This is a genomic window from Nostoc sp. 2RC (genome assembly GCF_014222165.1).
GTDB lineage: Bacteria > Cyanobacteriota > Cyanobacteriia > Cyanobacteriales > Nostocaceae > Nostoc > Nostoc linckia.
This window is the reverse complement of the sequence record NZ_JACKZU010000018.1, coordinates 22524-42645: the sequence shown is the minus strand read 5'-3', so window position 1 is coordinate 42645 and position 20122 is coordinate 22524. Positions and strand designations below refer to the sequence as shown.

Annotated in this window: 19 protein-coding genes and 2 tRNA genes; 7 read left to right on the top strand and 14 right to left on the bottom strand. The window is 41.5% G+C overall.

Features of this window, described 5'->3' with window-relative positions:
* Positions 1-193: 193 nt before the first annotated feature.
* The 3 genes from GNE10_RS04025 to GNE10_RS04015 all read right to left on the bottom strand — a co-directional run bounded on the left by GNE10_RS04025 (position 194) and on the right by GNE10_RS04015 (position 2667).
* Positions 194-622 carry a YidH family protein gene (locus GNE10_RS04025; protein ID WP_099066014.1) on the bottom strand — a complete coding sequence of 143 codons (429 nt, stop codon included), beginning with the start codon at positions 620-622 and terminating at the stop codon, positions 194-196.
* Positions 623-1041: 419 nt separating this feature from the next.
* Entirely contained in the window at positions 1042-1698 is a 657-nt protein-coding gene (locus tag GNE10_RS04020) for a hypothetical protein (RefSeq protein ID WP_185563755.1), read from the bottom strand.
* Between the two features lie 264 nt (positions 1699-1962).
* A complete protein-coding gene (locus tag GNE10_RS04015; RefSeq protein ID WP_185563754.1) occupies positions 1963-2667 on the bottom strand; it encodes a cadmium resistance transporter in 705 nt (234 codons plus the stop codon).
* Between the two features lie 260 nt (positions 2668-2927).
* On the opposite strand from GNE10_RS04015, the gene GNE10_RS04010 reads away from it, so the two are divergent.
* Together GNE10_RS04010 and GNE10_RS04005 are read left to right on the top strand one after the other, a co-directional pair.
* Positions 2928-3914, top strand: coding sequence for a LysR substrate-binding domain-containing protein (locus GNE10_RS04010; RefSeq protein ID WP_185563753.1), 987 nt, complete (start codon positions 2928-2930; stop codon positions 3912-3914).
* A 267-nt stretch (positions 3915-4181) separates the two neighbouring features.
* On the top strand, positions 4182-5486 hold the full coding sequence (locus GNE10_RS04005; RefSeq protein ID WP_185563752.1) for an efflux RND transporter periplasmic adaptor subunit: 1305 nt from the start codon (positions 4182-4184) through the stop codon (positions 5484-5486).
* A 202-nt stretch (positions 5487-5688) separates the two neighbouring features.
* On the opposite strand, the gene GNE10_RS04000 is transcribed toward GNE10_RS04005, so the two are convergent.
* Positions 5689-5792 (bottom strand) — tRNA-Cys (locus GNE10_RS04000).
* A gap of 62 nt (positions 5793-5854) precedes the next feature.
* Between GNE10_RS04000 and xerC the strand changes: the two genes are divergently transcribed.
* The gene (gene xerC / locus GNE10_RS03995) at positions 5855-7048 is read left to right on the top strand and encodes a tyrosine recombinase XerC (protein ID WP_185563751.1); all 1194 of its coding nucleotides are present in this window, start codon (positions 5855-5857) and stop codon (positions 7046-7048) included.
* 729 nt (positions 7049-7777) lie between these two features.
* Here xerC and GNE10_RS03990 read toward each other — a convergent pair.
* The 3 genes from GNE10_RS03990 to GNE10_RS03980 are packed head-to-tail and all read right to left on the bottom strand — an operon-like array spanning position 7778 to position 8699.
* Entirely contained in the window at positions 7778-8002 is a 225-nt protein-coding gene (locus GNE10_RS03990) for a hypothetical protein (protein ID WP_185563750.1), read from the bottom strand.
* A 6-nt stretch (positions 8003-8008) separates the two neighbouring features.
* Positions 8009-8515: a hypothetical protein gene (locus tag GNE10_RS03985; RefSeq protein WP_185563749.1), complete on the bottom strand. Its 507-nt coding sequence runs from the start codon at positions 8513-8515 to the stop codon at positions 8009-8011.
* Complete coding sequence (locus tag GNE10_RS03980) at positions 8508-8699, bottom strand: hypothetical protein (protein ID WP_185563748.1); 192 nt, start codon at positions 8697-8699, stop codon at positions 8508-8510. Before GNE10_RS03980 ends, GNE10_RS03985 begins: the two co-directional genes overlap by 8 nt.
* Positions 8700-8853: 154 nt before the next feature.
* Here GNE10_RS03980 and GNE10_RS03975 point away from each other — a divergent pair, with 154 nt between their 5' ends.
* Together GNE10_RS03975 and GNE10_RS03970 are read left to right on the top strand one after the other, a co-directional pair.
* Positions 8854-9489, top strand: coding sequence for a hypothetical protein (locus tag GNE10_RS03975; RefSeq protein WP_185563747.1), 636 nt, complete (start codon positions 8854-8856; stop codon positions 9487-9489).
* A gap of 452 nt (positions 9490-9941) precedes the next feature.
* Positions 9942-10214, top strand: coding sequence for a hypothetical protein (locus tag GNE10_RS03970; protein ID WP_185563746.1), 273 nt, complete (start codon positions 9942-9944; stop codon positions 10212-10214).
* Between the two features lie 45 nt (positions 10215-10259).
* On the opposite strand, the gene GNE10_RS03965 is transcribed toward GNE10_RS03970, so the two are convergent.
* The 3 genes from GNE10_RS03965 to GNE10_RS03955 all read right to left on the bottom strand — a co-directional run bounded on the left by GNE10_RS03965 (position 10260) and on the right by GNE10_RS03955 (position 14674).
* Entirely contained in the window at positions 10260-13394 is a 3135-nt protein-coding gene (locus GNE10_RS03965; RefSeq protein ID WP_185563745.1) for a DEAD/DEAH box helicase family protein, read from the bottom strand.
* Positions 13395-13486: 92 nt separating this feature from the next.
* Entirely contained in the window at positions 13487-13627 is a 141-nt protein-coding gene (locus tag GNE10_RS03960; protein WP_185563744.1) for a plasmid mobilization protein, read from the bottom strand.
* A gap of 480 nt (positions 13628-14107) precedes the next feature.
* The gene (locus tag GNE10_RS03955) at positions 14108-14674 is read right to left on the bottom strand and encodes a hypothetical protein (RefSeq protein WP_185563743.1); all 567 of its coding nucleotides are present in this window, start codon (positions 14672-14674) and stop codon (positions 14108-14110) included.
* A 364-nt stretch (positions 14675-15038) separates the two neighbouring features.
* On the opposite strand from GNE10_RS03955, the gene GNE10_RS03950 reads away from it, so the two are divergent.
* On the top strand, positions 15039-15260 hold the full coding sequence (locus GNE10_RS03950) for a hypothetical protein (protein ID WP_185563742.1): 222 nt from the start codon (positions 15039-15041) through the stop codon (positions 15258-15260).
* 76 nt (positions 15261-15336) lie between these two features.
* On the opposite strand, the gene GNE10_RS03945 is transcribed toward GNE10_RS03950, so the two are convergent.
* Positions 15337-15408: transfer RNA gene (locus tag GNE10_RS03945), tRNA-Cys, on the bottom strand.
* Between the two features lie 152 nt (positions 15409-15560).
* Positions 15561-16151: a chromophore lyase CpcT/CpeT gene (locus GNE10_RS03940; RefSeq protein WP_099065817.1), complete on the bottom strand. Its 591-nt coding sequence runs from the start codon at positions 16149-16151 to the stop codon at positions 15561-15563.
* 333 nt (positions 16152-16484) lie between these two features.
* Here GNE10_RS03940 and GNE10_RS03935 point away from each other — a divergent pair, with 333 nt between their 5' ends.
* Positions 16485-17708 carry a lipopolysaccharide assembly protein LapB gene (locus tag GNE10_RS03935; RefSeq protein WP_185563758.1) on the top strand — a complete coding sequence of 408 codons (1224 nt, stop codon included), beginning with the start codon at positions 16485-16487 and terminating at the stop codon, positions 17706-17708.
* Between the two features lie 34 nt (positions 17709-17742).
* On the opposite strand, the gene GNE10_RS03930 is transcribed toward GNE10_RS03935, so the two are convergent.
* Positions 17743-18897 carry a DUF1822 family protein gene (locus tag GNE10_RS03930; RefSeq protein WP_185563741.1) on the bottom strand — a complete coding sequence of 385 codons (1155 nt, stop codon included), beginning with the start codon at positions 18895-18897 and terminating at the stop codon, positions 17743-17745.
* Positions 18898-18899: 2 nt separating this feature from the next.
* Positions 18900-20105 (bottom strand): sigma-70 family RNA polymerase sigma factor, encoded by a 1206-nt coding sequence (locus tag GNE10_RS03925; RefSeq protein ID WP_185563740.1) that lies wholly within the window; start codon positions 20103-20105, stop codon positions 18900-18902.
* Positions 20106-20122 lie beyond the last annotated feature (17 nt).

Sequence of the window (20122 nt, the reverse complement as noted above, 5' to 3'; positions counted from 1 at the left end):
GGGTTGGGGAGGGGTCTTGTCTATGTGTCGCATTCTTTTTTCAAATTGGTATAAATTATTGTAGGGTGCGTTACACTGTCGCTAACACACCCTACATATCTGTGCATAGTTTTAATACCAAATTTTGGATAGCATGTATTGTCTAATCAAGCCTTTAATCCAAAATCCTTTCATTCCAAATTCGTATTACGTATTACTCAGCAATCACTGGACTCGTTGGATCTAAAGATGTTGTAAACACAAAATAAATAACTCCAGCACCAAGAATCATCACAGCTAAACTGAATAGCAGCACCCAACGGTCTGTTGGTTCATAGGTATCTTCTTCGATGTCACGACGCACTGCAAAATAGTGTCCTGTTGACAGCCACACCGTAATCAAACCCACCAGCGAAAAGACTAAACCTAACTTCCAGCCGTTCCCAGGACGGGGTACCAAAGGTATTTGGAAAGCACGCAGACGCACAATGACCACACCAAAACCCAAAAGAGCAATCCCTGTCCGCATCCAAGCTAGATATGTACGCTCATTTGCTAAGTGGTCTCGGATACGAGATGGATTTAGTCGTCCTGGTTTCTTTTGCTCTTTAACTTCTTCTGTAGGTTTGGATTTTAGCTGCATCAATAATACCTTTATTACGAAAGAGGTTCCTCTCCAAAAAACGCGAAAGTAATAGCAAATCTCCTTCCAGATTATTTGCATCCAACGCGCTAATTGTGCTACTGAAATATATTTATTGTGATTGTACATTTTTTTGCTAGGTTTATTTTAACTGAAATTTGGTATTTTTCTCAAGTAGGGTGCAGTGAAAAGTGATGTCTACAAACTGCTACGCCTACGCCAGATAAAAAGCAGGATATTCGTTAACGCCATGCAGTAATTACCCAAAGAAAACAGCCAACAACAGAGAGATTTTTTACCAGTCTTTGTCCTGTTTTGTCTCTGATTGTGGCTGTGAACCTGTTAAATTGGAAAATATTTAGTCAAGAAGCAGATTGCAGTAACTAGCAAGCCCTAACTACTGTTTAATAGTGACTGATTTAAGACTTCTCAATAGGCGCATTGGGAACTCGTGTATCTATTAAAGCCTGTGATACATTGGGAATAAACCAATTAACTTCATTAGCTTTGACAATTTCAGCATTGGGAATGTTGATTTGAATAGCACCATTCTCTGGATTGGTTTTAATCGTTAACTTGCTGCCATCAGGTATTTTAATAGCTACTGGTTCTGTAAACTCTTGAATTTCTTTCTCTGGCGTTAAGGCTGCAAGCTGAGCATCATTAGGTAAATAGAATCCATCACAATCCCAGTTATTTCGAGTGGACTGGCCATCAGCTAGAAAATACAGACCATTGTCATAAACAGCATCTTCTTCCTCTTCTTCATTTGCTACTTTGCCGTACACTGCAATAGTATTACCTGTTTTGTTCTCACATTGACCCCAGTTAATTCCGGTCTCTAAAGCATATTTTTGGAATTCTAACTCATCGATTTTATTTTGAATTTCTTCTGGTGTCACATTAGCCAGTTGAGTTTTAGCTTTTTTTACCTGAGTAAGTTGTTTGAGTGCTTTGGTAACCTGCACATAATCAGGGTTTTCACTAAATTTTGGTCTATCGGCAAAAGAAGGTTGAGCAAAGGTGAAATTAACCAAAATCATCAAAACAATTAGCAGAGATTTCCAAATTTTCATAATTAAACTCCTGTTGATGTTGATTGTTTTTGAAGGGAAATTAGAATTCAGAAGTCAGAAGTCAGAATTCAGAATTCAGAAGTTAGAAGTCAGAAAGAACTGTGGGGAGGGGTGGAGTTTACTGAAGTTCTGATTTTCTTAACTAAGAAATTATCAAGACATTATTCATCAGAATTTACTAGAATTTATAGCTACTAGTGATTAATTAACTCTGAAACATTACACAAAGTTTTGAGTCTGGTATTTTATGAAGTTATTCTTCAATTATTCTGACTCCTGAATTCTGACTCCTGAATTCTGACTTCTGCTCAAAATTAAGGAAAATAGATAACTAGAAACTACAGCTAACAGAGTCCAAGTAACATTTTCTGAGACAATAAACACCCCCAATCCAACCAAAATACAAGGAACAAAAGTACTGCCATTGTCAGTGAGAAATTGAGCTATCGCAGGTAAGTAAGTGAACTTATAAGCGGCATAACACCAAACACCCACCAGGGCAAAGAATACGCTCATAATCACCAATAAACTTTCTAATTCTAAATTGGCAAATAAGGGTACGTAAACACTAATATTGTCACTACCGTTAGCAAAGGCAATGGCAGCTACATTACATGTTTGCGGAGACAGAAAACTCCCAATCACAGAAGGATAAGAACCTTGAGTTTCTTCTGATACTTCCTCTGGTGAATCCTCTTCGCGTTTGAGTAAACTACTCATACCAATAATGATTGGCATAAAACCAAGTAGTCTAATCCACGACTGCGGTATAATTAATCCACCGAAAAAACCTGGAAGACTAGCAGCGATTAGTGCCGCAAAACCGAGATATTGACCAGCAATAATGTGACGACTGCGGAAGGTTTTATTTACTTGGGAAAAAAGCAACGTCAAAATCACAATATCGTCAATATTCGTAGCACTGAAGGCTGTAATTCCTGTGGTAATTGCAGTGACTAAACCGCTCATCTGTGAAAGTCCTTATTTTGGGGATTGGGCATGGGGCATTGGGGCATTGGGCATTGTCGGAGATAAGAATTGGTATAATTCCCAACTCCTAACTCCTAATTCCTAACTCTTAACTCCTAACTCCTAACGACCAATAACTACGTAGTAAGCTTTGATTTATACTTTAAGCAAACTAAACGATAGAATCAAATGCTTTTTTTTGTCAAAATGATAAATGGAAGTGATGCAAACTTTCACACCAATTTTTAGGAATACCATCAATGGCAGGAATGACGCTTGAGCAGCTAAAAATATTTCTGGCTGTGGCGCAGCACTTACACTTTACCAGGGCAGCAGAAGAACTTTATATTACACAACCTGCCGTCAGTGCAGCCATTCAGAACTTAGAGCAAGAATACGGAGTCAAGTTGTTCCATCGAATTGGTCGTCACATTGAGATTGCTGAGGCTGGTAAGTTACTGCAAGTGGAGGCTCAGAAAATCCTCGATCAAGTCTCCTTGACTGAAAGGGGATTGCGGGAATTGAATAATCTACAACGGGGTGAATTGAAATTAGGCTCAAGTCTGACAATTGGTAATTATTGGCTACCAAGCAAGATTAGTGAGTTCAAAAGCCGATATCCTGGTATTCAAATTGACTGTACCCTTGCCAATGCCGAAACAATTTGTGTCGGGACAGCAATGGGACAATTTGATTTGGGTTTAGTGGAAGGAGATGTAAAGCCAGCACTTCAAACTACTCTAGAGTACGAAATTGTGGGGAGCGATCGCTTACTAATTGTCGTAGGTGAAAAACATCCTTGGTTTGAGCAGGGAGAAATTGAGCTAAGCCAACTGACTGAAACTCCTTGGGTGATGCGAGTACCGGAATCTGGAACTCAACAAAGATTTGAGGAAGCCTTGCTCAATTGGGGAATCAACCTCAGCGAACTGAATGTAATTTTAGTCTTCACCAGTGGCGAAATGGCAAAAGCAGCCATTGAAAACGGCGTAGGCGCAACTGGAATTTCTGAGTTGATGGTCAAAAAAGAAATCCAGCTTGGAACTCTACGCCCAATTAAAGTTATTGATAACAGAGAAAAAGAAACTACCATCGTCGAAATAGTTCGACCCTTTTTCAAACTCAAACACCGTCAGCGTTTTCAAACTGCTCTTTCCAAGGCTTTTGAACAAATGTTGTTATCTTCCATGTTAAATAATTCACATCAACAACCAACCAAAAAGGAAAAAGGAAAAATTAAAAATTAATAGTCATCAGTCAACAGTCATCGGTCATTAATCATTAGTCAACAGTCAACAGTTATCAGTCATCAGTCAACAGTCATCAGCCCATAAACGATTTTCCAAAATATATCATTCACCTTTAGATAGATTTAGATGCAATTATCAAAACAGTATATTTTGATTGGGTAAATATATAATTTGCCGCGATCGCTAATGCCAAATCAGGAATTTCAATAGATAAAATCTTGATTGAGTTCTAATTCATGATGTTCATTAAATTCCTTATCAGCCATGACATCCCCAGAGCCTCAAACTGATTTGGGAGAAAATTCTTCCCAAACTTCATTTGAGCCACCTCCACAAAAACGGCGGTGGCTTTGGTTATTTTTAGCTGTAGTACTGCTAGGAGGTGGAGTAGCTCTCGTTTGGCGTTTGCTAACTCCAAAAAATTCAGTACCTTCAACTGCTAATGTTCAACCTCAAGGGGTAAGAGTCAAAATATCCACAGTACAAAGCGGGATTATTGAGGAAAGTTCAGATTTTATTGCTACCCTGGAGTCCCAGCGCTCAATTAACCTCAAACCGGCAATTCAGGGTCAAGTCACTCAAATCTTTGTCAAACCTGGAGATTCTGTAACACAAGGAGCAGCAATTATCCAAGTAGACTCTAGAGCGCAACAAGCACAAAATAGAATTAATCCTCCATCTGAGCTATTTTTAGGACAACTAGCAAACGCCCGCGCTGCACTCCAATCTTTGGAGGCGGAACGCGCATCTTACGTTGCTAATGTGCAACTCAGCCAGCAGGAGTACGAAAAATATTTCAACCTTGCTCAGCAAGGAGCAGTATCTCGACAGGCTAGCAATATCTACGCTAATAGGCTTGCTGCTGCGAAAACTAGTCTCAATGCAATTGATTCTAGAATAGAAGTCCAACGAGCCAATATCTTACAAGCTGAAAAATCTTTACAACAAGCCAATGTAAATATAAAACAGCAACCCCAGTTTGAGAAGATTACTGCTCCCTTTGCTGGTACAGTTGGCGAAATCTCGGTAAAAGCGGGTGATTTGGTGAATCCTTCCACACCGTTAGTTACTGTAATGCAAAATCGACCTTTAGAAGTTAAAGTTTCTATACCTCCACAGCGAAAACCTCTATTGCGTGAGGGAATGCCAATGGAGATTATGAATACACAGGGTCAGAAGTTAGGTAGAACTAGAGTATTTTTCATTGCACCCAATGGCAGTGATCAAACACAAGGGATACTAATTAAAGCACTCTTTAATAACTCTAATGGTCAGGTACGTGCAAATCAATTAGCTAGGGCGAGAGTCATTTGGAATCAGCGTCCTGGAATTTTAATTCCAACCGCAGCAGTGACTCGTGTCGGTGGAGAAACTTTTGTCTATGTAGTTGAAACCCAAACATCTCCCCAAGGCGCGTCTGTGCAAGTGGCTCGAAAAAAACAAGTCAAGCTCGGTCAAATTAAAGGTAATAATTATCAAGTAATTGAAGGATTACAACCAGAAGATAAAATTATTATCTCCGGATTGCTGAATCTTAGTGATGGTGTGGCGATCGCTCCAGAATTTTAATAAAGGGAGTCTCAAGCCATAACTATAGGGTGGGCACTGCTACAAGTATACAAAATCAACGTTTTTCGCATCAGTAAACAGTGCCCACCCAACAAAATTATTAAATATAAAGGCTGGAATTTACCCCAGTTTTACCCCAAAAAAGTCAGGGACGAGCGCCAAACCCGTCCCTGTAATGGTTTTTGTTAATGTACATTCTTCAAGGCGGCAAGCGGATTTGAACCGCTGGATGGAGGTTTTGCAGACCTCTGCCTAAAGTACTTAAACTTCCAGAAACCCTTGATTAACCAATAAACCCCCGCTGACTATCTTGACTTTGACTATCATACTGACTATCATAATCTGGTAGGTAGAGGTCATTGATAGTCATGAATACAGCTAAGCGGGTTAAGGGTAATGTTGGGGTTGAGGAGTACCGGGGAAAGTTAAGGCTTAGGTTGCCTAGAACTGTGGTAGATGGGGGTAAACAGGTATACCTCAGCACCGGGCTAGATGCTAATGAGATTAACCGAAGGCGGGTTGACTCGATAGCTAACTGGATAGAAGAGGATATACTAACCGGGAACCTTGACCCGACTTTAGACCGCTACAGAGAGAAGTTAGGAACCTATAAGCAACCCCAACTGACCATAGTTAAGCCTAATACCCCTGAGTCAGATGTACTGCAACTTTGGGTTAAATACTGTGAGTTTATGAAACCCCAGTTAGCCCCCACCACCTATCGCCGGGATTATGCCAGAAAGTATCATAATCACATCCAAGCCCTACCTACTAAGGACTTGAGTCAGGCGATCGCAATCAGAGATCATTTACTAACACAACTGACCCCTAATGCAGCCAAGCGGGTACTGACCTACCTAGCCGCCTGTTGTAAGTGGGCTAAGGCTTCCGGATTAATCACAGATAATCCCTTTACTGGTATGTCAGAAGACATCAAGCTACCTAAGCATGATTCAGATGCCATTGACCCATTTAGTAAGGATGAAATGAATATCATTATCAAGGCATTTGAGGAGACTAGACCGCACTATGCCCCCTTTGTTAAGTTCCTATTCTGGACTGGTTGCCGAACCGGGGAAGCAATAGCACTTCAGTGGAAGCATATCAACTCAGACTGTACCCAGATAACTTTCACAGAGTCCTATGATAGCCAGCTAAATATCAGGAAGAGTACTAAAACAGGTAAAACTCGGAAGTTCCCATGTAATAACCAGGTTAGGGAGCTACTACTATCTATCCGCCCCGATGCCCCTAACCCAGACCAAACAGTTTTTACTAGCCCTACTGGAGGTATAATAAATAACAATAAGTTCAGTACTCAGATTTGGAAGGGTACTAGGATGGGTAAGAAGTTCTACAAGGGAGTAATCCAGATATTACTGGATGAAGGTAAAATAGAGCGCTACCGATGCCCCTATAATACTCGACATACATTTATTACCCTGATGTTAGAGCAGGGGTTAACAGTTACCACAGTGGCAAAGTTGGTAGGAAATAGCCCAGAGATTATCCTGAAGCATTATGCGGGTAATACAGTCCCCCTAACCCTACCAGAAATCTGATAACAGGGTTAACCCCATCGGCTGTTACTGGGATTTTAGGAAATCTAGCCAGGTGTTTAGGGGTCTAAATAGATGCCGGGGGACTGCATAGGATAGCTCCTTAGACTTGACCCTAAGCCAGCTTGTCTCCCTGGTTAACCTATCCGCCTCGGTTATTCTGGCTTCCCCAGTGTTGCGATCGATGGCGACTACAAAGTGAACCGGGAACTTATAGCGCTCCCATCTGGTTGCAATACCGCCAACTAGTATGTTATGGTCTTTAAAGATGCCTGATTTGGACTTTACCTCTAAGTTGTAACCAGCCCCCTTGTGAATAACTCGGATATCTCGCTGGTACTTTGGGTATAAGTCTGGGGCTAGCTTAGACTGCTTCCGGCTCCTCCAGTTATCCGGGTCAGTCTTCAAACTCCAATAGACCGATCGATAAGTCATGTACTGGTCTGGTTGGTAAACCTTGTCTAACCCTTGAGTCTTTAAGTACTCAGTTAGGCTATGTTCCCATGAGTTACCACAGGCTAACCGGACTTCGATAGGATCGGTGAAATAATCGCAATGGCGCTGTCCCCCATTATGGGGAATGTGTGCTATAATCAACATGTTATTGTTTTAATGAATATTTGGTGGCTCCCTTGGTACTGGTCATACCTTGGGAGCTTTGGCTCTTCAGGGGGGGCTAATGGAAAATCGAAATGTTTCCCCAGGATATCGAAATGTTTTCGATGAAAGGTGCTAATCAAGTTGACCGCTATACATCTGGGATAACCCTATAGAGCTATCAAGCGCTTTGGCATTTCGATCAAGCGCTACTTCCCCATTTCTTTTTTTAATCCTTCGGGGTTTACCTGGTAGGTCATGGGCGATTGATTCTAATCGCTCTATTTTTCTGAGTAAGACTTCTACAAGCCTGCGCTTCTGAGCATCGGTTAACTTATTCCAAGTCAGTTTATTAACCATTGTTTTTTATTCCTCTGTTTGATAGTTAGTTTCTACAAGTCCCAACTGTTCCTCTAATGACCCCAGGTTGATAGATACTGAAATATTGGGTTCTGGTATAGTCTCCCTAGCCATCCTGTCTTTAACTAACTGACTAGCCCACTCCCCCATCTCCTTAAGCATCCTGGCTACTCTTAGGTTATTGTCAGCATTGAACTGGGCAGCCAGGGAATCAACAGCCTCTAGGGCGATCGCCAGTAACCTCTCTTGTCTGTCATCGGTGGTCAACCCATCAGCCGATACATTAGTAGTTAACCGGGGGGCTGTCGGGTGGCTCTGGTATGTTGCCAGGGGCTTGATGGGTTTACTGTGCTTTTTATGGCTATAAATCTGCTGAGGTGTTACATGAACCCCTAAAGTTATCAGGTAATCAACTAAGGCGGTTGCTGGCAGTCCTAGCCTTACCTTATCCTCAAAGTTCTGCCTAGCCTCAGCATTAAGCGCACAGATAGCGCAATGGCTCTTTCTACCCATTTGACTTGACCTCCTTAAATACCGCTATCAACCCATCAAGCCCCTGTAAAAACTCGGTAGACTCTAGGGAGCCTAAATACTCTAGACATTTCCCATAGAGTAGCTTGGTATCCTCAGACATCCGGTTGACCATCATTACTTCTCTGGCTACTTCTGCTACTGATAGCCCTGTACCCTGTGACATACCCTCTAACCAGTTGTAGGTATCATCATCAACCCTGTAACTTATCCTGTGCGGTTTTTTTTTCATTGATTAGTCCCTCCATATATAACTACTCTGTCAACCACATCCTCATTGAAGTTGACAAAGTATTATTGAAATCTATAAGGTAAATCTCATGGGAGACTTTCAAAAATACATCGATGAGTATAAAGCTCAAATCAAGCTATTTGAAGACCAACAGGAAGCCGAGCGGCGGAAGAAGGCAGAGGAGGCGGCTAACAAAGCCCGGTCTAGAAAAGAGCTTATGCTATGGCTAGAGCGGTTTGTCGATACCCAGATTAAGTTCGGTAAGTTAACAGCATCTCTGGTAGAGGCTTACTTACTCGAATACCGAAAAAGCTATGGAGATGATGCGGCGATCGCTAGATATGTGGGCATAGTCGCCAAGTTACTTACTCATCCTTTCTCCGGGGTAGAGTCTACTACTCATCGGGTAGGTAATGGTGGTTTGATATTTCAAGGTAAAACCTACAAGGATACCACAGAACTTTATGAAGCCGTTGTGGAGTTAATGGCAGGGGTTGACCCTCTGGACTCCCAAGTATGGTTTGATTACCTGTTGACCCGAATGTTCGATGAAGACCCAACCTGGTTACCTGCTGAGGTTTATCTAGACCGCTGGAGGACTGATTTTGTACCTAAGTTGCGAGAACTGGTAGAACTAGAGAAAAGCTCATTAGAGGTTCCCGATATGGACTTGATGACTACTGAAGACATCTTTGTTATTGAGTCATTACTTGGTAGTTTCTAGAGCGGGGTAGGCTGCATTAGATAACCCTGGTAGTCTAAGGCTTCCAGGGTTTTTATATGGATTTTTGTGCGACCCTGAAGAGGTCTTATATATAGTAGCAGCGCAACATCAAAAAGCCGATAAATAAGGATATTAGGCAATATTAGGCGATATTTGGTTATTTCAATAGTAGCAGCGCAAAATAAACCCCGATGAGTATTTATACTTACCGAGGTTATTTTATGGAGCCGATAGGAAACCAAGTTAGCAGTTAGAATCCTTCGATAGTCAGGGATGCAACCAGCCGAATGTTATCTTTAACCAATCTGGAAGACAAACTGGATAAATCCCCGGTTATCTCTGATTAGCTTCCCTTTTCGCCTATTATCTCCGGTTTAGCCAGTTCGGAAGTCAACTAAAGATTGAGGATAAATAGGCAGGTTACAATAGAGACTACATACAGAGGACATCAAATGTTTATTGTTACCTTAGATGGAGTTGAGTACCATATTCAAGGCGATAGGTTGACCTATTGGGGTATTAAGAGTGCAAAAGCTCAGGCAGTTGGTCAAGCAGTCCAGAAAGGTCAAGAGATTACCAAGGCAACTAAAATAACTGTGGAATGGACTGATGAACCCTTTGTTACCCCAGAGTTTGTATATGACCAATGGGGCATCCCAGGCGCACAGCGACCTATTAAGTATCAACCGAGGAAGCCAAGACTCAAGATAACCGGAGAGGGTTAACCCTCCTGGGGTTACCTAAAGGTTACCAGAGGGGCTAAGGGTTAACTATGAATCATCAAGGCTATCTAAGTACTCAGGATCATCTGTGATGTTAAATGTGATCTGAGGTACTAAGGAGTAGTTGAATAAGTACTTATACTCACCGGGGGATATTGTGTAGAGGTAGTCTAGCTCTTTTGTTCTAGTATCTTTAGAACTTTCCTTAAAAGAAGTAAGAGATACTAGAACATTGTTAACCCTAACCTTCCTACTTGCCACCTCATACCCCATAAGCCCCAGGATGCCATTAGCCACTACAGTTGGTTTTGTCATATCTACTTTTATCCCCAGCCTTCTGATAGCCTCAGCCCCCAAGGACTTCATAACCACCTCAAAGTCACACAGGTCAGACTTGGTAAACTGCCCTTTCTCTATCACTGGGACTAAAGCCGCAACTAGGGCATCCATTGTTTTCTGATCTTGCTGGATGAACTTAGCATCATAGTTACTGATTTTTCCATAATCCTGGTAGTCCATACCCCAAGCACTTGCCCTATCCATTGTTGCAATCCTGTAGACCTTGAGGGCATTTTTGCCAGTCTGGTTATACCACAAGACATCATCAGGGGTTAACTCATCCTTCTTCAACCCCTTGGCAATGAAGAACCTATCTAAAGCTGCCTTGTCTGTCTTAGTAAGTACTGAATCTTTCATGGACTTCAGTTTGCTAGCTTCTTCATCATCCAGAGTAGGAGCATCCACAATAAACTGAGCAGCTTCTAGCTTTATCTCTTCCTTGGCAGCCCCTATCTCTTTTTTGGTAATAGTTTTCTTCAGTGCGCTTGCTTCATCAATGGTATGCCCAGCCTCAGCAACCATCTGCCAGAACTTAGTACCTCTAAGAACCTTACCCTCCAACTGTTTGCCTAAATAAATAGCTTGGAACTTAGTAGCGGCTTCCATGTCCGGGTGATTCTTAACCTCAATGCGGATTTCCTCATCATTTTCACAACTTAGCCCAGTAATATGTGGGTAGAGAATCCAGTCAGTATTTAATGAGTTAGTTTGTAGGCTGGTAATCTTATCCTCAATGGCTTGGATATATTCGCTTGTAGGGGTTCTGTCATTGATGAATGTATAAACACTACCCAGAGGGTATCTAACCCGCCCAGTCGCTTGTAGACAGTCAGCCGCCCCTAAATCCTGTGGGTTATCAAAAATACCAACTACATCATGAAAATGCTCACAGTTAATATCAGTCCCAGTGCCTAATGTAGGGCTAGTAACAACTACTTGGTATTGTTGAACTAAGCCATTAATATCACTTTGGTTATACTGAGACTTGGTAGCGGCTGTGAATAAAGCCATAGTTACTTGGGGATATCGAGCTTTCAGGCGGTTAAATAAAGCCTCAGCATCAGCAGCAGAATCAAGTGGGGCATAAACATTCTTACCCTCATCAATAGACTTACAGATTTGGCTATATGCAGCCTCAGCACTGGGGAGTTTAACAAAGCGCTTCTGGTATGGCTTATGCTCATTAATGAATATCTGGTAACTGTCTGACCCAGTGAAGTACTTTAGTAAATCGGCTTCAGTATTGGTTACTGTGGCACTTGTGGCAATGATGCTAGTAGCCAGCTTTGATAGTGTCTTCAATACATCAAAAGTCTCAGTTCTTACTCTGGCTATGGTTGTTTCAGTGGCAGTCAGGAGGTAGTTTAAAGCCTGATCTACTTCATCCAGAACCAATATTCTAGGGTTCTTTTTATCAGTAGACCACCCCCGATATAGGAAGCACTCAAGGGAGTCATAGGTGGTAATGTAGCGCTTAACCGCCGAAGCATGAGCATGACTACTCATTGCTGCCTTGTTGTCATAGGCGATAAATCCAAACTCAGCTAAATCATGTTCCCACTGGCGAACTAGTTGTACTCGGTGGCAAACTACCTGTATTTGGGCATCGGGGTTTACAGCTAAAATATCTCTGATGGTATCAACAAGCGCTTTTGTCTTGCCTGTTCCGATCGCTGAGTTAATAATGGTAATCAACTCTTTTTTGTAGTCAATACCCATCTGTGAGACATATTGAGAGTTTTTAACAATCGCGGTGGAGAAATCTGATAGTTTTTTGGCTTCCTTGTGAGCATCAATAGCGCTTTGTAGGTAGTAAGCCAGTCCTCTAGGGATGTGATGCCCCTTAGCTTCAGCCTCATTCCATATAGACCCATCCGGCTTAACCTCAGCCCCATACTGCACTTTTGCCGCTTCAAACATCAAATCAACCAACTCAGAGGGGGTCATAGTCCCAGTGGTCAACAAAGCCCCCATTTTATGACCAAGCTTCAACATGGTGTCCGAGGCTGTCCCATCTGTTCTAGATGAAGCCCGGAGAGCCTTAGTCATCTGAGCCTTTTTATTGGCAACTTGGCGAGGGCTAAGGGGGGCGGGTGCAATCAGGCTTCTATATTCAGCTACTAGCGCTTCTAGGGATTCCAGAGAGCCATTGATATTTACCTTTGACCCCTTAGAAACCTTAGACTTTTTGATAGCATCGGGGGCGGGTGTGGGGAAGTCTGAAAGGTTATAGCGGCGATCGATGTGCAACTCTAGCAACTCAACCATGAAAGGAGCGCTAGGGTTCTTCATGTGGTAAAAACCGGGTAGTCTCATGACTCTGGGTAAGTCTTTGATTTTTGGGTCACCCCCGGTTAACTCAGACAGCATAGCCTGATAAGGAGTAAATAGTTTAATATCTTGACCGGGGTTTAAAAACCAGTAAATATGCTTACCATTCTTAGACTGAACTATTGCACTGGCAGGAGGTAGTTTGTCTAAGTTCTGTGGTTCTACTCCATCCATGTCGATGAACAGGGCATTGATGCCTTCAATATTGGTGGCTAGTCTTCCTTTACCATCAGTCTGGTTAACTGTGTAGTAAGCGCCCGCCCCCCTACTGTTCAGTGCGCCGATGCGGTGTAGAGTTGATCGGTTAATAGCCCCATGCCAGTTACCAACTAGGGATTTATTACCACTTTTGGCATCATCAAAGGTCTGGAAGCAAACATCATTATCACCATGTATAGCCTCAAGTAATCTGATAACATCCTGGTATTTATCAGAGATTGACTGAATATTATCAAATGTGTTATTATGGTTGATAACTGAGGTTAAGGTCATTACTGCATTTTCGGTAGTCATTGATTTTAGTTCCTTGGTTTTTGTAAGATATTGAACTTAATATTGAACTTGGGGGGTTAACTAGCTGGTTACTGGTTAACCCCATTTGATGTTTAGTTGGATTTAAGAGAAAACCCTAATGCCACTAATCGAACATATTCGGATTGGGTGTAACCAGCCGCCTTAGCCAACTCTTTGACTTTTGCTACTTCTTGTTCTGTAGCCCTAAACTTGATGGTTGCTGTCCTTGTCATAATCTGTGTTCCTTATTGCGGTCTTCTCTAGTAATCTGTCAAGATGAAATAGCTAACAGTAGAATCAGGGTTCTAGACTCTGGGTAATCCTGTAAACCTTAAGAAATCCTAAAGATATTGAAATATCTATCTTTAGGAATAGGTATTTATACTTCGGAGTTGGACACATGCTCGACAAGTCCCAACTTCATTTTTATGTAAGTATTTAAGGAAAGTCTAATCCCGGTATCAGCCATGTATTGTATGTGGTCATGGGTCAGTATGAGGTACTGATCATCATCAAAGCGCACTGGAATAGTTTTTCTGTATTTAGTAGCCATTCGGATTAACCTCTGATATCTTTGATGTCTTTGATACCATTGTAACATAGCTAACAACCTTTGTAGGCAATAACTGGCACATTTTACATAGAAACTGGTACATTGGGTTAACCCTATTTGAGATGATTTGGTATTTAGGCTGACCTAAACTACCCCTTACTTAGAATAGAAAAATCCCATCTTCCTTAATGGTTATGGGGCTACCTGGGTCTGTCTTAGCTAGTACATCAAATACTGTTTCATTCTTACCCACTAGTACCGCCACTACTAACCCTAAAGACTGATACCATCTGACCTTATATTTTTTGCGCTCTTTTTTACACTCTTGTTCTAAATGCTCAGAGTATATCAAGGTACTGTGGATTGGGTGACTGGCAGCGACTTTATCCCCTATCTCTAAGGTGGCTATATGGGTGGCTACATGGGTGGCAATCTCATCTGCTTGGGGTTTATCTAGCTTTTGCTCTATCTCATATAACCGGGTCTTTAACTCTTCCATCTCTGATACCACCTTGTCTAATAAATCATTCTTGGGTGGCTCTGGGTGGCTCTGGGTGGCAGGGTTATTTTTAGGTGGCTCTTGGGTGGCTTGTGCGGCTTGTGCCACCCTTACTAACTCATTCAATGCTTTGGTTTTATCCCCATTGGTAAAGGTATTAGCATAGCTGGCTATAATATCTACTACATCTGCATCCAATCGGACTGATGTCTTAATCCTTTCTGTCATGGGTGGCAAGTCCTATCTGTTTACCTGCTTACATTATAACACTAACTGCCACCCACTGCCACCCATTAGTTAGAATATTTTTTATTCTAGCGATCGCCAGCGCTAGCCAGGGAACCATAGGCACATCGGAGGACACATTGTTGTTGTTCTAGTAACTCTTACTTCTTTTAAGGAAAGTTCTAAAGATACTAGAACATCAAGCTAATAACCACATCACTAGCGCAAGCCAGTTACCCCTATACCCAACTAAAAACCCCCTGGGGTTAACCAGAGGGTTATAGGTAAACTAATGACCGAAGAAAATAGGTAGTTTTATAGGAAGTTTGTTATAACTATTACTACTTAGTCAATATGTTAACCTAGTATGGATATTCAAAATCAATATGAAACCTTAGAGGCTAGCCTGATTCAACTTAGGTCTAGCCTTTCCCAGTCTGACCCTGACTATCAGATAGTCGCCACAGCGCTTAAGGAACTCAGGCGATCGCTAGTTGCCTATAACCTAACCAGACATTCAGACAGCCAGATGACCACCGATAACACACTACATCCAATGACTAATGGGCTGAGATGGGATCAGAAGTAACCTTTGACTATCAGTTTGACTATCATTTACCCTAGTTTATTTGTTTTATACTATTCTTAGAAGGCTGAAAGCCTTAAGGCGGCAAGCGGATTTGAACCGCTGGATGGAGGTTTTGCAGACCTCTGCCTTACCACTTGGCTATGCCGCCACACCCACGATTTACTATATTATCAATATTCTATCTAAATTGCCATCCTTTAAGAGAACAAATTTTTGAGCTTCTTAACTACACCAGAAAATGTGATATTAAGGGAGTTATGAGTTATGAGTTTTAATTCCTCACTCCTCACTTCTCGCTTATTACACCTTCACTTCATCAGCAAAATTATTCCAACGGAGAAAGTGAAATGGGCCAGCTACAGAACCCCACACACGTTCATTGGTGTTTAAGTCCCTTCCCCGGTCAAGACTGAAAAATTCTTTGTCGTCAATTTCAAATTCGTTATCAAGATAAGTATTTTGACCATCACGAACTACAATACAGCCTTTACCAGGTTCAACTCTGCCTTTGAAGCTGTGACCTGTCCACTCTACAACCATATTGCAACCAGGCATTTTTTCTAGCTGGTCAAGGGATAAGACTTTTAAGCGTTCGGGGTCGCGAGATGCGCCATAAAATTTTTGTTCTTCTTTAAGTGTGTAGTGTTCGATGACAATGTGATTTTCTGTTTCAATCAAGTTCATCACCCGCATTCGGTAGGGTTGATTGAGCATAAAATCATAAGCTTGTTCCAGAAATAAACTAACTCCTGAGAATAATTCCCAAGGTAAGGGGCGGATACAAACACGGATGTGTGCATAAAAAGGCGGATTTTCAAAAGCCTGTTCTTGATTACTAAAATCAGCCGCCATCCAGCGGGCTAAGGTGATGATATCAGTAGAATGGGTCATTACAAACTATCAACCTGTTGTTTAAAAATTATCTGGAAGTATTGTAGACCTTGCTAATGGTACTAGGGAATGGGGTATGGGGCATTGGGCATTGGGCATGGGGCATCAGGTATGGGGAAGGCGAAAAGTGGAAAAGATGAAAAAATTTTTCATTGGGACTGCTCCCGTGCGTTCTGCCTCCTACCTTCGATGGGGATAATTGTTAATGTTTTATCCGTCAAACAAGTTGGCAAGAATGAAATAAGGAATATCTAAAACTTATGGGAGATCTAACATAAATACCAATGCCCAATGCCCAATGCCCCATCCACAATAGAAAAAGGTAAAGTTAGTATGCTACAGCGTTTAATTGTTATTCTTACTGCCACTATATTGTTTAATAGTTCTTTGGCGTTAGCACAGAGTCAAAAGCCCAAACCACCGGATCAGTTTCCTCCTAATCCACTAGAATACACTAAGCCCGATCCCCTTTTACCACGATCGCCCAAGGATAAAAAGCCCTTAACTCTCGAAGAACGAACAAAGCTAGAACCAGCGTTAGATGAGTTAAACCAAGAAGCTGCGGCGAAGTTGCAAGCAGGGGATGAGGTGACGGCGTTTGAAATTTGGAACCGAGAACTGCGTTTGCGGCGCTTTTTAGGTTCTTTACAGGAGGTACAAGCATTATCGCGAGTGGGTTACATCGCTTGGAATCAAAACGATCGCCAAGAGATAATGTATATTACTCAACGTTTGCAAGCAATTCAAAAGCAAACGCAATCTAAGAAAAAATCCACTGACATTGATTTAGAATTATGGCGATCGCTAGGTGAAGCTTATCAAAATGTGCGATCGCCAAAACAAGCTATAGAAGCTTATAACCAAGTTTTATTGGCAGTTAGGCAACAAAAAGATACCGCAGCAATAGTGGAAACTCTCAAGACACTTGGAGAACTACATCTGAGTTGGTTTGATTATCGCCAAGCTGCGCCAATTTACGAGGAATTGTTGAGTTTAGCTACTTCCCAAGGAGAATCTGTAAATGAGGTTACCTATCTACAAAAATTGGCTGAGATTTACGCACAGACAGAACAACCACAGCAGTCAATCAATGTACTGAACAAATTAGCACAAATTTATACTAGCCAAAATAATCTCATAAAAATACCAGAATTAAAGTTAGCGATGGCCTCAGACTATGAATCTTTAGGCAAAACAGATCCTAAGTTATTAGTAGAGGCTTTTAATAATTATCAAGAAGCTTATACCACTGCTTGGCAATTGCAGGAGTTCGTTCGTGCTGGTGAAGCTTTACAAAAAATAATTGGGTTGTATCGTTCTCAAGGACAAATAGATGAGGCTTTAGAGGCTAGCCAAATTCTAGTAGATACACAGACACAAGCTGCTAACTTGTACGGAGTGATGCAAGCTTATGACCAAATTGGGCAATTGTATTTAGAACGCAAAGAATATCCTCAAGCACTAACAGCTTTCCAAAAAGGACTAGAACTCGCCCAACAACTCAAACATCAAGAAGCATACTTTACTGAGCAAATTAAAAAACTGCCGATACAATAAATTTGCGTTGAAAAAAGGTTTCAGAAATTTGTATTCAAAAACGTAAAATTTCTCGCTCGTAGCCGTCTGGTGTTGGTTCAACTTCCCATACCAGCCCCTCTCCTGGCTCTAGTTCTACATCGACATAAAGGCGATCGCTGGGTTGTGTTGCTGTATCCTCATTATTCATAAAGGGTTGTAAATCTTCGGTTAATAGTCTGAGTTTAAATCCCACGGGAATAATTTCATCTGGATTGGCATTTTGTAATTCAAAGCGCCATACATTCTCTGTGAAATTTTCTCTAGAAAATACACGCAACTGACAGGTATAATCGGCGATGGTCAATTGTCGCGATAAGCAGACATTTGATTGTGCATTTTCTCGACTCCGCACGCCACGAGGAGCTAATTGCAACCTAGTTATTCCCCAACCAAGTTGTTGTGCTAAATTTGATACTCCTGTTTGCAACCATTGTTGAATTGACCATTGTGGCGATAATCCTTGGCGGCGTTCGTACAACTGCTGACGCCAACCGCCATGTGCTAATAATGCTCCCCAAAGTTCAAAGGGAATGGCTAAACGCGGGAAAACTACTTCAGAATTACCCAGGCGTTCTAGTAAGTTTTGTGCCTGTGCTAAAGGTAACTCTGGTAGAGGTGTCACCGCCGCACGTAAAATTTCCTCTGGACAAAGTTGACGAGTAATCCACAAGCCATTAATGTCTTTAATTAAGTAATCTTCATCTAAAGAGTAAGTGCGATCGCCTGCATCATAAACTCCTTTGGTTTTTAATTGCCGATGAGTTGTGTATCCCCAAACGCTCAGCCAACCACCATTAGGATTAATTTGTATTCCGATATAATAATCAGCAACCCAACTGGGAATATCCACCCATTCTTGAGGTATGCGTAGTTCTGTTGTGTCAATTGCCGTTGTGGGTATTAATACCAATCGTAACCCGTCACAAACAATGGCACTTCCATTAACAAATTCCCAAAAGCTAGGTAGTGCGGCTATTTGAGTCCAAAGTCTTGCAGTGGGAAATTGCTCCTCTCTTAACCAAGGTAAAAATGCATCTAAGCACATTTGGTTAATAGCACCTCGCCAACGCGCGCCAGATGTAGAAAAAGCTGGTGATTCCTCAGTTTGAGAAGATGGCGAAATTTCTAAGGTCAGCTGTTCTGGAATTGGGGATACATCAAAAGTCATTGTTAAGACTCCACTGGCGACGAGAGAATAAGAGGGCGATAGTGAGCAATCAACCATTCTTCTAGAGAATTGCTCATACTGTCGATTACGTCAGATGTCACAGAAATATGCAGTGTTTTTTGACTCCACTGCGCTAATTCCATTAGTAAAGTCTTTTTGATTTTTGTTAATTGCCGAGAAACTGTATATTGTTTGACTCCTAGATGTTGGGCAATATCTTGTTGAGTCAATCCTTGCTTGTAGTAAGTTTGTAAAAGTACTTGGGCCGTGGTATCTAATTTTGCTAATGCGTCGCTTAAAATTTTATTGATTTCCCTACTTTGTTGTTTGATATTTTCTACTTCTTCTTGGATAATGATTTCATTTAATACCGATTCTTGAAAATCATTACTTAAGCGATCGAGTAATTCACCTGTTTCTTGTCCGGGTGCGGGAACATCCAGGGAAACAGAAGCCGGATATTCATAGAAACGCACGGCTTTAGCAGTAGCAATTAACCAAGATTCCACATTTTCTGGAGTACAAGCTGGATGAGAACTCGATTGACTCAAGCGTTCAGTGTTGTAAAGTTTGGCGATCGCCTGTAATGTTGCATTATCTGGTTTCATTAGTTTGTGAGCAGTTGCAGCATTATTGGGTGCGTATACTTGCAAGAAACAATTCCAGACCAAAACATAACGGGCGATAATTTGCGATGGATAACCCCCTTGTTTGAGAGATTCTACTAATCGCTTTTGGCTGACTTTGTGCAGCAACCCCCAATCGCTACAAATATCAACTTCTTGCTGCTGACGTAATAAATCTTTGATTAAATTACTAAAAGTAAATTCAGCATAAGTTTTCAAATTTGAACTTAATTGTGGATTAAAGCCTCTGAGAACTTTATCAATGCGAGCTATGGCAGTTTGGAAAAAGTCGGCGATGGAATGTTGACTTAGTACATTCATCTTCATTTTTCTCGCCACCCAATAGCAGACTTCCTGCAAATAAGCTGTTATATGAGCAACAGCCATCGGACTTGCTTGAGTTTGCCAAATGCGATGCCAGTAAATAGCCCAGAAGGTTTCAGACTCTTGAAAAGAAGATTGTTCTAAACAATTTTGCATACTTCGCCGCAGCTTACTATCAGTAACCCAACGGTCAAAAACATCACCTTTAAATAGCACGAATGTGGAAAAAATTTCAATTATATGTTGTCTTGAATACATAAAAATTTCGATTTGAT